We start from the raw sequence: 11,503 nt of genomic DNA on the forward strand, positions 1-11,503 counted from the left end.
ATGTGAAACGGTCGGCACGCGCTACACGGCTCGACAAGCATACCCCTAAACGTCTAGACGTTTAGATGAATAGATGCTCAAATGTCTACTTGCTGGATCAACAGGAATTTCGATGAGTGCCACTTCCGCCTCGCCCTCCTCCGCTCCGCCATCAGCTGTCCGGCGCGCATGGATGGCCGTCCTCGCCCGCACGCCGCGCGCCGATCTCGAAGCCGCGCTTGATTGCGCACTGCGGGACATCCCCACTCCAACGTATGACTGGCTGCGCCCGCCCGAGATCGGTCTCGCGATGGTGCGCGGGCGCGTCGGCGGCAGCGGCGACCCGTTCAATCTCGGCGAAGCCACCGTCACGCGCGCCACGCTGCGTCTGCGCACGCCGGGCGACGCTGGTGCGGCCGTCGGCGTGGCATGTCATCTGGGCCGCGACCGCCGCCGCGCCGAACTGGCTGCGCTCGCGGACGCGCTACTGCAAATGCCGGAGCATCACGCCGTCTTGCATAAGCAGCTGATCGAACCGTTTGCCGCGCAGCAGGCCACGCAACGCGCGGGGCGCCAACAGGATGCCGCGGCTACGCGCGTCGAATTCTTCACGATGGTCCGGGGCGACTGATGGAAAACTCACAGATTGCATTATCCACTTTGACACCGGGTTTCGCGGATCCGGTGCATGACACCCAGGCGGTGTTCCGCACCCTGCTCGACGCGCTGTCGCGGCCGGGCACAGTCGGCGTGGTCGAGAACGTGCTGCCCGAAATGCGGGCCACGCGCGCCGAACTCGCCGCCTTCGCGGCGCTGCTCACACTCTGCGACTACGCGACGCCCGTGTGGCTCGCGCAACCCGATACGGCCTTGGGTTCGGCACTGCGCTTTCATACCGGCGCGCCGCTGGCCGACGAACCGGGACAAGCCGCGTTTGCCTATATCCACGACGCCGGCACGCTGCCGCCGTTGGAAAGCTTCGCGCTCGGCGCGGCGGAATCGCCCGAGCATTCGGCCACGCTGCTGATCCGTGTCGGCGCGCTGACGGGTGGCGCGCCGGTCGTCCTGAGCGGCCCGGGCATCCAGCACACGGCGACGATTGCACCGGTCGGCCTGCCCGAGCATTTCTGGCGCGAACGCGCCGCCCTCGCACCGCTCTTTCCTTGCGGTGTCGACTGTTATCTCGTCTGCGGCCCGCGCCTGATCGGCCTGCCGCGCACAACTCAAGCGAAGGTGAACTGATGTACGTTGCCGTCAAGGGTGGAGAACGCGCGATCGAAGCGTCGTGGCGTCTGCTCGACAAGGCGCGCCGCGGCGACACGCGGCTGGCCGAACTGAGCGTCGCGCAGATTCGCGAGCAATTGCGCCTCGCGGTGGCGCGCGTGATGACCGAAGGTTCGGTCTACGATGAAGAACTTGCCGCGCTCGCCATCAAACAGGCCGCCGGCGATCTGGTCGAAGCGATCTTCCTGCTGCGCGCGTATCGCACCACGCTGCCGCGCTTCGGCTACACGCAGGCGATCGATACCGAAGCGATGCAGGTGGAACGCCGCATTTCGGCGACCTTCAAGGACGTGCCCGGCGGGCAGTTGCTGGGCGCGACCTACGATTACACGCAGCGTCTGCTGGATTTCGCGTTGCTGGCCGAAGGTGATGGAGATGCGGCTTCAGTCATCGCGTCGTCATCGCAGAATCACGCCGCCGCGCCTGAAGCAGAAGCAATGCCGCGCGTCGTCAGCCTGCTCGACAAGGAAGGGCTGATCGAACAGGAACGTCCCACGCCAAACGCGCCGGAACCCGGCGACCTGTCGCGTGAGCCGCTCGCCTTTCCCGCGAGCCGCGCCACGCGTCTGCAAAATCTCGCGCGCGGCGACGAAGGCTTCCTGCTCGCCATGGGTTACGCGACGCAGCGTGGCTACGCGCACTCGCATCCGTTCGCGGGCGAGATCCGCTTCGGCACCATCGCCGTGGAAATGGAGCTCGACGAGCTGGGCGAAACGGTCGAAATCGGCGACATCGACATCACCGAATGCCAGATGATCAACCAGTTCGCCGGCAGCGGCGCGGTGCCGCCGACGTTCACGCAAGGCTACGGCCTCGCGTTCGGCCACTCCGAGCGCAAGGCGATGGCGATGGCGCTCGTGGACCGCGCGCTGCGCGCCGAGGAACTCGGCGAAACGCTTGCCTCGCCGACGCAGGATATCGAATTCATGCTCTCGCATAGCGATAACGTCGAAGCGTCCGGTTTCGTGCAGCATCTGAAGCTGCCGCACTACGTCGACTTTCAATCGGAGCTGGAACTCGTGCGCCGATTGCGCGTGCAGCGCGCCGCACAGAGTCAGGATCAAACCAACGCCCAGCAGGAGCAGGCAGCATGAACGCGCCCGACACATCTCTCGCCGCCGCGTCCGCCGCGTCGTACGACAGCGCGGCCGACGGCTACAACTTCGCGTACCTCGACGAACAGACCAAGCGCATGCTGCGTCGCGCCTTGCTCAAGGCCGTGGCCGTGCCGGGTTATCAGGTGCCGTTCGCCTCGCGTGAAATGCCGCTGCCGTTCGGCTGGGGCACCGGCGGCATTCAGGTCACCGCGGCGATCATCGGCAGGCAGGACACTCTGAAGGTGATCGATCAGGGCTCCGATGAAACCACCAACGCGGTCAACATCCGCCGCTTCTTCGCGCGCACCACCGGCGTGGCGACCACGCGCCGCACGGTCGACGCGACGATCATTCAGACCCGTCACCGCATTCCCGAAGCGCCGCTCACCGACAAGCAGATTCTCGTCTATCAGGTGCCGATGCCCGAGCCGCTCTATCGACTGGAGCCGCGCGTCGCCGAATGCAAGAAGCTGCATGCGCTCGCCGATTACGGCCTGATCAGCGTGAAGCTCTATGAGGATATCGTGCATCACGGCAGCATCGCGAGCACGTACGACTACCCGGTGATCGTCAACCACCGCTATCTGGCTTCGCCCTCGCCGATTCCAAAGTTCGACAACCCGAAGATGCATATGAACCCCGCGCTGCAATTGTTCGGTGCCGGCCGCGAACGGCGCATTCACGCGATTCCGCCCTACACGCCGGTGCGCAGCCTCGACTTCGACGATCATCCGTTCGAGGTGCAGAAGTGGCAGCACGCGTGCGCGCTGTGCGGATCGACGGAGAGTTTCCTCGACGAGATGATCGTCGACGATGCGGGCAAACGGATGTTTGTCTGCTCCGATAGCGACTACTGCCACGAACGCCGCGGCGACGCGGATCTCGATCTGCCGTCGCGCGAAGCACGCAAGGGAGAACCCGCATGACGCCGCTCCTGAGCGCCCGCTCGCTCACCAAACAATACGGTGGCCGCAACGGCTGCAGAAACGTCAGCTTCGATCTGTACCCGGGCGAAGTGCTGTGCATCGTCGGTGAATCCGGCTCGGGCAAGACCACGCTGCTCAACACGCTCGCGCTGAAAACCGCGGCCGACAGCGGCTCGCTTCACTACACCGCGACGCACGGCGACCAGCTCGATCTGCTCGCCTTGTCCGAACCGCGCCGCCGTTTGCTGATGCGCACCGAATGGGGCTTCGTCCAGCAGAATCCGCGCGACGGACTGCGCAGCGGCGTCTCGGCCGGCGCGAATATCGGCGAGCCATTGATGGCCGTCGGCGCGCGCCACTATGGCGATATCCGTTACGCGGCCACGCAGTGGATGGAGCGCGTCGAGCTCGACTCCTCGCGCATCGACGAATTTCCCGCGGCGTTTTCGGGCGGCATGCAGCAGCGTTTGCAGATCGCGCGCAATCTCGTCACCAGTCCGCGGCTCGTCTTCATGGACGAACCCACCGCGGGTCTCGACGTGTCGGTGCAGGCGCGCCTGCTCGATCTGCTGCGCACGCTGACGTCCACGCTGCATCTGTCGGTGCTGATCGTCACGCACGATATCGGCGTCGCGCGTTTGCTCGCGCATCGGCTGATGGTCATGCAAGGCGGCGAAGTCGTCGAGGCGGGTCTGACGGATCAGGTGCTCGACGATCCGCAGCACCCGTACACGCAAACGCTGGTTTCCTCGGTTCTGCCGGTTTGAGGCTCACAATGCGATCCATTGAAACAAGCACTGAAGCGCGCGCCGCCGAGCGCGCGTTCCTCGACAACGCGGCGCTGATGCTGCGCGCGGTCGGCATCGGCAAGACGTTTACCTTGCATGGCCAGGGTGGCGTGCAGATTGAAGCGCTGGCAGGCGTCTCGCTCGATGTGGAGCGCGGCGAATGCGTGGTGCTGGTCGGGCCGTCGGGCGCGGGCAAGAGCACGCTGCTGCGCTGCCTGTACGGCAACTATCTGGCGAGCAGCGGCTCGATTGCGATTCGCGATACGGGGCAGGACGACCAGCCCGTGTCGATCACCGCTGCCGAACCGCACGACGTGTTGCGCCTGCGCCGTGGCGTGGTCGGCTACGTGAGTCAGTTTTTACGCGTGATTCCGCGCGTGCCGACCCTCACGCTCGTCGCCGAGCCGCTGCTCTCGCGCGGCGTCCGGGAAGACGAAGCGCGCTCGCGCGCCGCCGCGCTGCTGGCCAGATTGAACGTGCCGGAACGGCTGTGGTCGCTCGCGCCGGCCACGTTCTCCGGCGGCGAACAGCAGCGCGTGAATATCGCGCGCGGTTTGATCGCTGAGCATCCGCTGCTGTTGCTCGACGAACCGACGGCCTCGCTCGACGCCGAAAACCGCGACGTGGTCGCCGATCTGATCGTCGAAGCGCGCGAGCGCGGCGCGGCGATCGTCGGCATCTTTCATGATGAAGATACGCGCAACAAGGTGGCCACGCGCCGTCTGGAACTGAAGCCGCCGCTGCGTCACTGAACGAATCATGCGAAGCGGCGCGAGCGCCGCGCGAAACAGCACTACACTGACGCATGCGGCGTCAATGCGGAACCACCCATACCAGCACCATTCAAGTCTGACTGACTACGGAGCAAGTCGATGTTGATCAGGAACGCTCGCATCGTGACGCGAGACGAAGTATTCACCGGCGTGCTACGCGTCGAAGACGGCGTGATTCGCGACGTCGAGCGCGGCACGACCGCGGCACGCGAAGCCGAAGACTGGGACGGCGACTACCTGTTGCCCGGCCTCATCGAACTGCACACGGACAATCTCGAGAAGCATCTCGCGCCGCGTCCAGGCGTGCAATGGAATACCGATGCCGCCTTCGTCATCCACGACGCGCAGGTAGCCGCGGCCGGCATCACCACCGTGTTCGATGCGCTCGCCATCGGCTCGCGCACGAACGTGGGTCTGCGGGGCCGCGAACTGCAGACGCAATGCGCCGCATCGCTCGCGCGGTTTTCCGAGCGCAAGCTGCTGCGTGCGGAACACTTTCTGCATCTGCGCTGCGAAATCGCCACCGCCGACGTGGTGGAAGTGTTCGATTCGTTGTGCGCGCACCCGTTGCTGCGGCTCGCCTCGGTGATGGATCACACGCCGGGTCAACGCCAATGGCACGACCGCGAGCAATGGCGCCGTTTCCAGGAACGCAACGGCAAGCTGAGCGACGAACATGTCGCGACCGCGCTGACCGAACTGTCGATCGAACAGGCACGTTACGCCGACGCGCATCGCCGCGAGATCGTCGCGCGTTGCAACCGCCTCGGCATTCCGGTAGCGAGCCACGACGACACGCTGATCGAGCACGTCGAACAGGCGAAGCAGGAAGGTATCGTGCTCGCCGAATTCCCGACCACCCGCATCGCCGCCGAAGCCGCGCGCGAGCACGGCATTTCGACCATCATGGGCGCGCCGAATATCGTGCGCGGCGGCTCGCATTCAGGCAACGTGTCGGCGCTCGAACTGGCGCGAGCCGGCTTGCTCGATATCCTGTCGTCGGATTACGTGCCGTCGAGCCTGATGACTGCTGTGTTCGAGCTGGTCGACAAGGCCGGCTGGACCTTGCCGCGCGCGATGGCAACGGTCTCCGCCGAACCGGCGCGCACAGCCGGCTTGCACGACCGCGGCGCGATCGAAACCGGTTTGCGCGCGGACTTCGTGCGCGTGACGATGCTCGACAAGTTGCCGGTGCCGCGCGCAACGTATCGCGGCGGGGCACGCATCGTTTGAAGGCTTTTTTATAGGGCTTTTATCGCTCGCGAGGCGCACGTTGCGCCTCGCGAGCGGATTCAACGCGTGGACGGCAACTGCCCCCACGCCACCAGCACCTTCTGAATCCCGCGCGCATAGGCGTCGCGCTGCTTTGGCGTTTCCGAGTGGTAAGCGCCGATCGCGCGCCACGTATTGCCGTACTTGATCATCTTCTGTTTCAGCAGCCAGGCGGCCACGTACACGTTCACGCATGGATCGATCAGCGCGCGATGCGGCACGCCTTCACGCGCGAGGTCGTCGAAGTGGATCGAGTTGATCTGCAACTGACCCACGTCGATCGAGCCATTTGCGTTCTGCCGTATCGCGCTCGCGTCACCCTTCGATTCGTACCATGCAAGCGCGCGCAGCACCCACGGGTTGACACCCTGGTAAGCCGCGGCTTCGTTGAAGCAGTCGTCGGACGCTTGCGCGACGCCGCATACCGACAGGCACGCGAGCGCAGTCAAGAGGATCTTCAAGGACATGCTGCATCCTTCCGCTGGTCGGCGATAAAGAGTGAGGAGCGTCGGCCTGTTTACCTGGTCAACGCCTGATCGATCTGACGCTGCACGGAGTCGAGATACGCATGCGAGGCGTCGGACACGACGATGCGCACGACCGGCCCCGGCGGACTTCTGCGCTCCTGCGCCTGAACCGACGCTCGCGCTTTCTTGCGATGCGCAGCCGGTTTGAGCGGCAAGTCGTCGTCGCCCGCGCCTGGCGGCGGCAGCATCGCGAGCGACGGCAACGGCGGATAAACCTTGTCCGCCGCGGCGGGAGTCGCGGCCGGAAACGCGCCGGCGGATTGCAGGTCCGCGCCCGGCTGGCCGGCGAAAGCCGGCGCACTCAGGAGCAGCGCCAGCGCCGGCAAAATGATGCGAACCGTCACGGTGCCCTCCTTCATTGAACTGTCCTGATGGACACGCTATACGGCTGCCCCACTCCGGCGGTCCGGTTCTCAAAGTTCACGCGGGCCGTGCGCTGTGCGGGCACGCCCTTCCATACCGCCAGATTCAGGTACGCAAAGTCCTGCCCCAGCGCGGTCACGAGAACGACCGTGGACTGCGGTTGCGCGGCGGCCAGCGCGCCCGCTTTGGCGAGTACGGCGGTGAGTTGCGGGTCGCGCGCGCCGAGCGCGTCGGGCGGAATGTCGAAACTGATCACCTCGTTCGGCGCCTTGTCCGTATGGGCCGCAGTCGGCGGAGGTATCTGCGCGCATCCGGCGAACGCGAAAACGGCAGCCAACAACCCTATCTGTCGCCTCACGGCAATCTCCCGTCAAGTCCGTTGCTATATCGGAGTTGTCGGCAGGCCCGAGGCAAAGTTGAGATGGCGGAAACGCTTCGCCGAAAATCAAAAATACTTGCCTCAAGATCGGCGCAAACGATTGCTTCGGCGCTCGGCGAAGCGCGGATCGAGGCAAAGTTGCCTCGTGGCTTTGACGGAAGGAGATGCAGGTGGCGCAGCTTTAACGGCTGTTCGAAAGCACGAAGAAAGCGGGCAGCAAGGTTTGACGCGCAGCCTGAAGCGTTTGATGCATCTGGTGCGCTTGCCGAGCCTGGCAAGCTTTGCGCATCTGGCACATCTGGGACATCTGGCGCATGCAGTACATCCGACGGCGTATCCGGCCGATCCGCCACATTCGACGCATCACGCCGTAGGCTCGGCCTCGCGCCCTTCCGTTGCGCCAACGCCTGCTTGCGCGCGCGCCTGCTCGAGCCGTTCGCGGCGGCGCATTTCGAGCACGTCGTGGTAGCGCAAATACGCGCAGCGTCCGCCGGATTTTGCCGCATACATCGCGGCGTCCGCGTTGAGCAGCAGTTCCTCGGCCGTGCCGCTGTCGTCGGGGAACTGGCTGATGCCGATGCTCGCGCCCACCGTCATGCCTTGCCCGTCCACGTGGAGTTCCTCGTTCAAAGTCTCCATGATGCGCGAGGCGATTGCGGGCGCCGCCTCCGCGGAACGCGGCCCCTCGATCAACACGATGAACTCGTCGCCGCCCAGACGCGCGACCACATCCGCGGAACACAGTACCTGCTTCAAGCGGCGCGCCACCGCGACGAGCACCTTGTCGCCGACGGCATGGCCGAACTGATCGTTGATCTGCTTGAAGCGATCCAGGTCGACGAACAGCACGGCCAGCCCTTCCTGTCGCCGCAGCGCTTCCTCGATTGCGCTTTCGAGCTTCTCCATGAACAGCACGCGGTTCGGCAGTCCGGTCAGCACGTCGTGCGTGGCGAGGTGCACGAGCTCGCGTTGCTTGGTGTGCAGCACGTCCATCTGCGATTTGATTTCGCGGCGCAGCCGGTCGAAGCAGCGCGCCAGCACGCCGATCTCGTCGGTCCGTTTGAGCGGCAGCGTTTCCATGGCGTGCTCGGCGAACAGATGCGTCGCCGCATACGCGAGAATGTGCAGCGGCTTGGTCAGCGCGCGCGCGAACAGAATGGCGAGGAACAGCGCCAGCACGCTGAAAACCAGCACCATGCGCACGATTCTGTTGCCGAGCAGATTCGCGCCGGACAAGACGTCTTCGAGCGGTTTGGCGAGACCGAGCACGATGAAGCGGTTGCCTTCCAGGTCGCCGAACGGCCTGCGCACAAAAGTGAGCACCTGGCCGGCGGCCTGCCGTGGCCGTGCCAGGCCGTTGACCAGCACCTCGCTTTGCGTCTGTTCGAACAGCGGCCTCGTGACGGAGAAACTGTCCTGCATCAGCACGCGCCGGCCGCGATCGAAGCCGAAGGTTTTCGAGGCGTCCGGGTGAACCAGGAAATCGCCCCACTCGTTGGCCAGATAGACCTGGTAGTCGCTCGGCAAATCGCTTTGCAGGCGCTTGAACAAACTCGCCAGATCGATGTCGATCACGACCACGCCCACCACCGCTCCGTTGGCGTTCGACACCGGCGTGCCGAGCCACAAGGTCGGCTTGCCCTCCGCGGCATGCGTGCCGTATTCATGGTTGACCGAGATCGGCGAGGTGTAGATGCGGCCCGGCGAAAACGCCAGCGTGTCGAACACATATGCGAACTGGCCTTTCTCCTGCAGCTTGTCCCCTTCGACTCGCACGAGGCCATCCGCGTCGCGGTCAAAACGAACCAGTTCGAGCCCATGGTGCTGACGCGTGATCAGACGGACTTGCAGGTACTCGAGGTGATGAACCATGAAACTGGAATACACCTGCGCCAGCCGTTCGCGCGCCGCGTTCGGGCCGACGCCGTCGTCGGTCTGCGCGACCTCCGCCGTGGACGGCAAGCTCGCCAGCACGAGCGCGTCGGCGCCGACATCGTCGATCGAGGTGGAAAAGCGCTGGCCGAGCAGTTCCGTCGACATGAGCAGGCTGCGCTCGGCTTCGTTCACGAGCATCGTGCGATTGGCGCGATACGCGTAATAGCCGGTCGCGCCCGACGCGAGCACGCCGATGCACGCGAGCAGCACGGATAATTTGAAGGTCAGCCCCGGGCGTATCATCAAAAACGCTCCGACCGGTCCCCGGACACGATTCTGGCCCACAGCTGCTCGCGCCGCTGAATGTCTTCGACCGGACCGATCCACACGATGCGCGCGTTATCGCCGTTTTCCGCGGGCGCCTTCAACGTGTTGGCGAGTCCCTGGCGTTGCGTCAGCAAGGCGCTGACGTCCGGTTCGAGCATGTAGTTGATCCACGCGAGCGCAAGCGGCTGATCGGCCGCCGCGCGCGTCATCGACCAGCAATCCAGCCACGCGAGCGCGCCTTCGTCGGGAATCACGTAGCCGACGTCGGCGCCCGCGCGGCGCAGCAATTCGACCTGCTGGGTGCCGTAGTTGCCGAACATCAGCGCGACCTTGTGCTGAATGAAAAACGCGGTCGCCTCCTCGGGCAACGTGTAATAGGTCAACAGATTGCGGCGCAGATCGACGAGCTTGTGAGCAATCGCGCGCATTTGCGCGGCATCGAGCTGAAAAGGATGGGGATAGCCCAGCGCCAGCGCCGTGAACGAAAAATTGTGCTGCGCGCTGTTGAAGTCGAGCACCTTGCCGCGATAGCGCGGATTCCACAATTCGCGCATGGAGCGCGGCGCCACCGCGACCTGCTTGCGGTCGTAGATCAATCCCATCGACGAATACGTGAACGGAATGGCGTAAGCCTTGCCGCCCGACGCCAGTCCGCCAATCGACGCGAGCGCCCGAAAGCGCGGCAATTGTCGTTTCGTATTCGGCAAGCTGGCGAGATCGAGCGGCGCCAGCAGATTCGCCTGCGCGTAGCGCTGGATTTCAGCGGTATTGGCAGCGAGCACGTCGAAAGGCGGCGCACCTTTGGCGTGCATCTGGGCCCACAGCGCCTCATCGGAATCGACCAGCGTCACTTCGACTTTGGCCTTGTAACGCGCCTCGAAATTCTTCACGACATCGGCGTCCGCGTAGCCGGGCCATGCCAGTACGCGCAGAATTTTTTCGTCGGCTTTAACCGGCGCCGCCGAAAAAAGGCCCACGCAGATAACCGCAGCGATCAGAAATGCTAAAAATCCCGGACGAACGCTGCGAAACGATGCACATGCGCGCGCCGAGGCAGTAGCGATTCGTGGATAGAAGAATCGTTTACACAAGCGCTTTTCATCTGCCGTCAACATCATGTGCATATACAACACCGTTTAGCAGAAGGCCTTTTCGACGAGTGCAAACACACGGACTCGATCCGCGGACGGGGTGCTCGGTGACTTTCTTCAGACAGATGCGCTCGTTGCGGCATGTGGCGGAGCGCGAGGAGCAACGATGCTAGCGCCAAGGAAACCATTTTTGGTTTTTGGCTTCGTCAGAGTCGCAAAAATATCCGGTCGGTCGTGATGCAGCAAACGCGCTCATCTGCATTTAACGGCAGTTTATGCGGAAACTTTAACTCGCCGCCGGCCGGTTTAAACGCGCGAAACAATTGAACCGCGCGCTGGGATAGCGCGCGCTAGCCGCACTCGATAACGGCACCCTGATACCGCCAGCGCCGTTTCTAAAGAACCCTCGCGCCGATGCCGATAAACGATCTCTTGCCCAGGCTGCCGCCGGCGGTCGAGGCAGCGTCGCCTGATGCCGCGCGGCCTGTCTTCCGGGTAGTCGAAGAGTCGGACTAGAAACAGACAATGCGCTTGAGCAAAACAGAATGGATGTGGGCGGCCGTCGCGGCCGGATCGATTGCGTGCTTCAGCGGTTGGCTTCAGGGCGAGATGAACCGGGCCGCGCTCGAGCGCGCCGAGCGCGAGACGCAGGACATGCGCGGCGCCTGCGCGGGCATGTCAGCGCAGGACGCGCTGATGCTGGACAAAGGCGAACTATGGTGTGGCGCGGTCGGCGCCGGGCGCGCGGATTCGCTGGGCCGGGAGTAAATCGCCGGTTTCGACTCCGGCCGCGCCCGAGCGTCTTGAATTGCGCGCCATTCG

The 11,503-nt window shown here is 64.4% G+C and carries 13 protein-coding genes; 8 read left to right on the top strand and 5 right to left on the bottom strand.

Annotated elements, in window-relative coordinates:
• Window positions 1-112 precede the first annotated feature (112 nt).
• From phnG to RI103_RS28945, 7 genes are all read left to right on the top strand, one after another.
• Complete coding sequence (gene phnG, locus RI103_RS28915) at window positions 113-610, top strand: phosphonate C-P lyase system protein PhnG (protein WP_310815985.1); 498 nt, start codon at window positions 113-115, stop codon at window positions 608-610.
• Entirely contained in the window at window positions 610-1,221 is a 612-nt protein-coding gene (gene phnH, locus RI103_RS28920) for a phosphonate C-P lyase system protein PhnH (RefSeq protein ID WP_310815986.1), read from the top strand. The genes phnG and phnH overlap by 1 nt, the downstream gene beginning before the upstream one ends.
• Window positions 1,221-2,357: a carbon-phosphorus lyase complex subunit PhnI gene (locus RI103_RS28925; protein WP_310815987.1), complete on the top strand. Its 1,137-nt coding sequence runs from the start codon at window positions 1,221-1,223 to the stop codon at window positions 2,355-2,357. The genes phnH and RI103_RS28925 overlap by 1 nt, the downstream gene beginning before the upstream one ends.
• Window positions 2,354-3,286: an alpha-D-ribose 1-methylphosphonate 5-phosphate C-P-lyase PhnJ gene (locus tag RI103_RS28930; RefSeq protein ID WP_310815988.1), complete on the top strand. Its 933-nt coding sequence runs from the start codon at window positions 2,354-2,356 to the stop codon at window positions 3,284-3,286. Before RI103_RS28925 ends, RI103_RS28930 begins: the two co-directional genes overlap by 4 nt.
• Entirely contained in the window at window positions 3,283-4,053 is a 771-nt protein-coding gene (gene phnK, locus RI103_RS28935) for a phosphonate C-P lyase system protein PhnK (RefSeq protein ID WP_310815990.1), read from the top strand. The genes RI103_RS28930 and phnK overlap by 4 nt, the downstream gene beginning before the upstream one ends.
• 8 nt (window positions 4,054-4,061) lie before the next feature.
• Window positions 4,062-4,826 (top strand): phosphonate C-P lyase system protein PhnL, encoded by a 765-nt coding sequence (gene phnL / locus RI103_RS28940; protein ID WP_310815991.1) that lies wholly within the window; start codon window positions 4,062-4,064, stop codon window positions 4,824-4,826.
• A 120-nt stretch (window positions 4,827-4,946) separates the two neighbouring features.
• Window positions 4,947-6,080: an alpha-D-ribose 1-methylphosphonate 5-triphosphate diphosphatase gene (locus RI103_RS28945; RefSeq protein WP_310815992.1), complete on the top strand. Its 1,134-nt coding sequence runs from the start codon at window positions 4,947-4,949 to the stop codon at window positions 6,078-6,080.
• Window positions 6,081-6,139: 59 nt separating this feature from the next.
• On the opposite strand, the gene RI103_RS28950 is transcribed toward RI103_RS28945, so the two are convergent.
• From RI103_RS28950 to RI103_RS28970, 5 genes are all read right to left on the bottom strand, one after another.
• Entirely contained in the window at window positions 6,140-6,586 is a 447-nt protein-coding gene (locus tag RI103_RS28950; protein ID WP_310815993.1) for a lytic transglycosylase domain-containing protein, read from the bottom strand.
• A 50-nt stretch (window positions 6,587-6,636) separates the two neighbouring features.
• Window positions 6,637-6,990 carry a hypothetical protein gene (locus RI103_RS28955; protein WP_310815994.1) on the bottom strand — a complete coding sequence of 118 codons (354 nt, stop codon included), beginning with the start codon at window positions 6,988-6,990 and terminating at the stop codon, window positions 6,637-6,639.
• A gap of 11 nt (window positions 6,991-7,001) precedes the next feature.
• Window positions 7,002-7,367, bottom strand: a complete 366-nt coding sequence (locus RI103_RS28960; RefSeq protein ID WP_409076998.1) for a hypothetical protein — start codon at window positions 7,365-7,367, stop codon at window positions 7,002-7,004.
• A 384-nt stretch (window positions 7,368-7,751) separates the two neighbouring features.
• Complete coding sequence (locus tag RI103_RS28965; RefSeq protein ID WP_310815995.1) at window positions 7,752-9,566, bottom strand: diguanylate cyclase domain-containing protein; 1,815 nt, start codon at window positions 9,564-9,566, stop codon at window positions 7,752-7,754.
• Window positions 9,566-10,705, bottom strand: a complete 1,140-nt coding sequence (locus RI103_RS28970; protein WP_409077037.1) for a PotD/PotF family extracellular solute-binding protein — start codon at window positions 10,703-10,705, stop codon at window positions 9,566-9,568. The genes RI103_RS28965 and RI103_RS28970 overlap by 1 nt, the downstream gene beginning before the upstream one ends.
• A 501-nt stretch (window positions 10,706-11,206) precedes the next feature.
• On the opposite strand from RI103_RS28970, the gene RI103_RS28975 reads away from it, so the two are divergent.
• Window positions 11,207-11,449 carry a hypothetical protein gene (locus RI103_RS28975; RefSeq protein WP_310815997.1) on the top strand — a complete coding sequence of 81 codons (243 nt, stop codon included), beginning with the start codon at window positions 11,207-11,209 and terminating at the stop codon, window positions 11,447-11,449.
• Window positions 11,450-11,503 lie beyond the last annotated feature (54 nt).

This window comes from Paraburkholderia sp. FT54, from assembly GCF_031585635.1.
GTDB lineage: Bacteria > Pseudomonadota > Gammaproteobacteria > Burkholderiales > Burkholderiaceae > Paraburkholderia.

Excerpts from the sequence above, each read along its gene's own strand:
- phnL (WP_310815991.1), top strand. The coding sequence starts at position 4,062 with ATGCGATCCATTGAAACAAGCACTGAAGCGCGCGCCGCCGAGCGCGCG.
- phnH (WP_310815986.1), top strand. The coding sequence starts at position 610 with ATGGAAAACTCACAGATTGCATTATCCACTTTGACACCGGGTTTCGCG.
- phnK (WP_310815990.1), top strand. The coding sequence starts at position 3,283 with ATGACGCCGCTCCTGAGCGCCCGCTCGCTCACCAAACAATACGGTGGC.
- RI103_RS28945 (WP_310815992.1), top strand. The coding sequence starts at position 4,947 with ATGTTGATCAGGAACGCTCGCATCGTGACGCGAGACGAAGTATTCACC.
- RI103_RS28965 (WP_310815995.1), bottom strand. The coding sequence starts at position 9,566 with ATGATACGCCCGGGGCTGACCTTCAAATTATCCGTGCTGCTCGCGTGC.
- RI103_RS28975 (WP_310815997.1), top strand. The coding sequence starts at position 11,207 with ATGCGCTTGAGCAAAACAGAATGGATGTGGGCGGCCGTCGCGGCCGGA.
- phnG (WP_310815985.1), top strand. The coding sequence starts at position 113 with ATGAGTGCCACTTCCGCCTCGCCCTCCTCCGCTCCGCCATCAGCTGTC.
- RI103_RS28925 (WP_310815987.1), top strand. The coding sequence starts at position 1,221 with ATGTACGTTGCCGTCAAGGGTGGAGAACGCGCGATCGAAGCGTCGTGG.
- RI103_RS28970 (WP_409077037.1), bottom strand. The coding sequence starts at position 10,705 with ATGTTGACGGCAGATGAAAAGCGCTTGTGTAAACGATTCTTCTATCCA.
- RI103_RS28930 (WP_310815988.1), top strand. The coding sequence starts at position 2,354 with ATGAACGCGCCCGACACATCTCTCGCCGCCGCGTCCGCCGCGTCGTAC.
- RI103_RS28950 (WP_310815993.1), bottom strand. The coding sequence starts at position 6,586 with ATGTCCTTGAAGATCCTCTTGACTGCGCTCGCGTGCCTGTCGGTATGC.